We start from the raw sequence: 2,599 nt of genomic DNA, 5'->3' as shown, positions 1-2,599 counted from the left end.
GTATTATTACTAGGTAATAATTTTTTGGTGGAATAATATTTTTACAGGAGTTTCGATTTATAATAAAGAAATATAAATTGGAATGTTTAAAAAATTTAGCGTAAGATGGGAATAGTAAATATTTCTATTAGTAAATGTCATAGGAATAAATTTTCTAATAGAATACATCGTATTTTTACAGTAAATCAATTTGATGCCAATCTGTAAAAACGGGACAAACAAGAGTATGGGAGTGGATTTTACATGTTTAAAATTCAAGAAGTTCGTGAATTAATTAAATTAATTGATAGCTCTAATATTGATGAATTTGAATACAAAAAAGACGGTACAACAATCAAAATGAAAAAACGTGGTAATGAAGTTGTTGCTGTGCAAGCACCGGTAACGAAACAGGTAGTACAACCAGCAGCATCTGTTGAAGTAGAAACAACAGTAGCGGCAGCGCAAGTAGAAGTGCAAAAACAAGAAGAAGAGAAAGCTGTTCAAAATGAAAACCTACATAAAATCACATCACCGATGGTAGGGACATTTTATTCCTCTTCTTCGCCTGATACACCTCAATATGTAAGTGTTGGGGACAGAGTATCGAAAGATTCTATCGTATGTATTGTTGAAGCTATGAAATTATTTAACGAAATTGACGCAGATGTAGAGGGCGAAATTGTTGAAATTCTTGTTAATAACGGACAGCTTGTTGAGTATGGACAACCGCTATTTCTTGTAAAAGCGTAATAAGGGAGTCTTTGTGATGATAAAAAAAGTATTAATAGCCAATCGTGGAGAAATTGCTGTACGAATTATTCGCGCTTGTAAAGAAATGGATATTGAAACAGTTGCAATTTATTCTGAAGCAGACAAAGAGTCACTTCATGTGCAAATTGCAGATGAAGCGTATTGTGTTGGACCAACGATTTCGAAAGAAAGCTATTTAAATTTGACGAACATTATTAGCGTTGCAAAATTGACAGGTTGTGATGCAATTCATCCGGGATACGGATTTTTAGCAGAGAATGCAGATTTTGCAGAATTATGCCGTGAGTGTAACTTGATTTTTATCGGTCCAAGCCCGGAAGCTATTTCAAAGATGGGCACAAAAGACGTTGCACGTGATACAATGAAAGAAGCAGGGGTTCCGATTGTACCAGGTTCACAAGGGATTATTAAAAATACCGAAGAAGCGATCGAGCTTGCTAATCAAATTGGATATCCAGTTATTATTAAAGCGACTGCAGGTGGTGGCGGAAAAGGTATTCGTGTTGCGCGCCATGAAGAAGAGCTTGTAAAAGGAATTCAAATTACACAGCAAGAAGCCAGTACCGCTTTTGGGAACCCTGGTGTATACTTAGAGAAGTACGTTGAAGATTTCCGCCATGTTGAGATTCAAATAATGGCAGATACACATGGAAATGCCATTCATTTAGGAGAGCGTGATTGTACAATTCAGCGCCGTCTGCAAAAACTATTAGAAGAAAGTCCATCACCTGCACTTGATGAGAATATTCGCAAGCAAATGGGTGACGCAGCAGTTAAAGCGGCGGTAGCGGTTGATTATACAGGTGCTGGTACGGTTGAGTTTATTTATGAATATAAAACGAAAAGCTTTTATTTCATGGAGATGAATACGAGAATCCAAGTTGAACATCCAGTTACTGAAATGGTAACAGGGATGGATTTAATTAAAGAACAAATTCTTGTTGCTTCTGGAGAAAAGTTATCGTTACAGCAAGAAGAAGTACAATTTAATGGTTGGGCAATGGAATGTCGAATTAATGCGGAAAACCCTGCCAAAAAATTTATGCCATCTCCAGGTAGAGTAGAAATGTACTTACCACCAGGCGGATTTGGTATTCGCGTCGATTCAGCTGTATATCCGGGATATTCAATACCACCTTTCTATGATTCGATGGTTGCTAAATTAATTGTTCACGGAAAAACACGTGAAGAGGCAATTGCAAAAATGAAGCGAGCGCTCAGTGAGTTTGTCATTGAAGGCGTACATACAACAATCCCGTTCCATTTGCAATTGTTAGATCATCCTGATTTTGTAAAAGGTGAGTTTAACACGAAATTTTTGGAAGAGCATGAACTTGTGACGCAGTGATACATTAAAGGAGGTTTTTTTCATGGCTGAACATATGTTAGATATGGGTCAAGATACAACTCTTGGAAAAGTAGAAATTGCACCAGAAGTAATCGAAGTAATTGCAGGTATTGCAGCTGCTGAAGTAGAAGGTGTAGCGGCAATGCGTGGTAATTTTGCTACAGATGTTGTTGAGAAGTTAGGTAAGAAAAATCATGGTAAAGGTGTAAAGGTTGAATTAGCAAACGAAGATATTATTGTTGACCTTTATGTTGTGATGTATTTTGGTGTAGCAATTCCGGTTGTTGCACAAAAAATTCAAGACAATATTCGCCAAGCACTCTTTACAATGACAGGACTTGAGCCAAAAGAAGTGAACGTTCACATCGTTGGCGTAACATTCGAAACACAAAAAACAGAAATCGAACCAGTGTAAGAGTGAAAAAAGGTGCCTAGTAAAATAGGCATCTTTTTTATCGTTTCATTTCTTCACAAATTAAAACCCTCAAATTATTATAC

At 36.7% G+C, this 2,599-nt stretch carries 3 protein-coding genes; all 3 read left to right on the top strand.

From position 1 onward, the window contains the following. Positions 1-243 precede the first annotated feature (243 nt). Genes accB through AC1DTM_RS22370 form a run of 3 tightly spaced genes read left to right on the top strand, consistent with a single transcriptional unit; the run spans position 244 to position 2,516 of the window. On the top strand, positions 244-732 hold the full coding sequence (accB, locus tag AC1DTM_RS22380) for an acetyl-CoA carboxylase biotin carboxyl carrier protein (RefSeq protein ID WP_002160528.1): 489 nt from the start codon (positions 244-246) through the stop codon (positions 730-732). 16 nt (positions 733-748) lie between these two features. After that, positions 749-2,101: an acetyl-CoA carboxylase biotin carboxylase subunit gene (gene accC / locus AC1DTM_RS22375; protein WP_002160529.1), complete on the top strand. Its 1,353-nt coding sequence runs from the start codon at positions 749-751 to the stop codon at positions 2,099-2,101. Between the two features lie 22 nt (positions 2,102-2,123). Then, positions 2,124-2,516 carry an Asp23/Gls24 family envelope stress response protein gene (locus tag AC1DTM_RS22370; RefSeq protein ID WP_000807630.1) on the top strand — a complete coding sequence of 131 codons (393 nt, stop codon included), beginning with the start codon at positions 2,124-2,126 and terminating at the stop codon, positions 2,514-2,516. The last annotated feature ends 83 nt before the right edge of the window (positions 2,517-2,599 follow it).

The organism is Bacillus sp. P4_D3 (genome assembly GCF_056401855.1).
This window is presented reverse-complemented; position numbering and strand designations above follow the sequence as displayed.

Coding starts and splice junctions, on each gene's coding strand:
- AC1DTM_RS22370 (WP_000807630.1), top strand. CDS start 2,124: ATGGCTGAACATATGTTAGATATGGGTCAAGATACAACTCTTGGAAAA.
- accB (WP_002160528.1), top strand. CDS start 244: ATGTTTAAAATTCAAGAAGTTCGTGAATTAATTAAATTAATTGATAGC.
- accC (WP_002160529.1), top strand. CDS start 749: ATGATAAAAAAAGTATTAATAGCCAATCGTGGAGAAATTGCTGTACGA.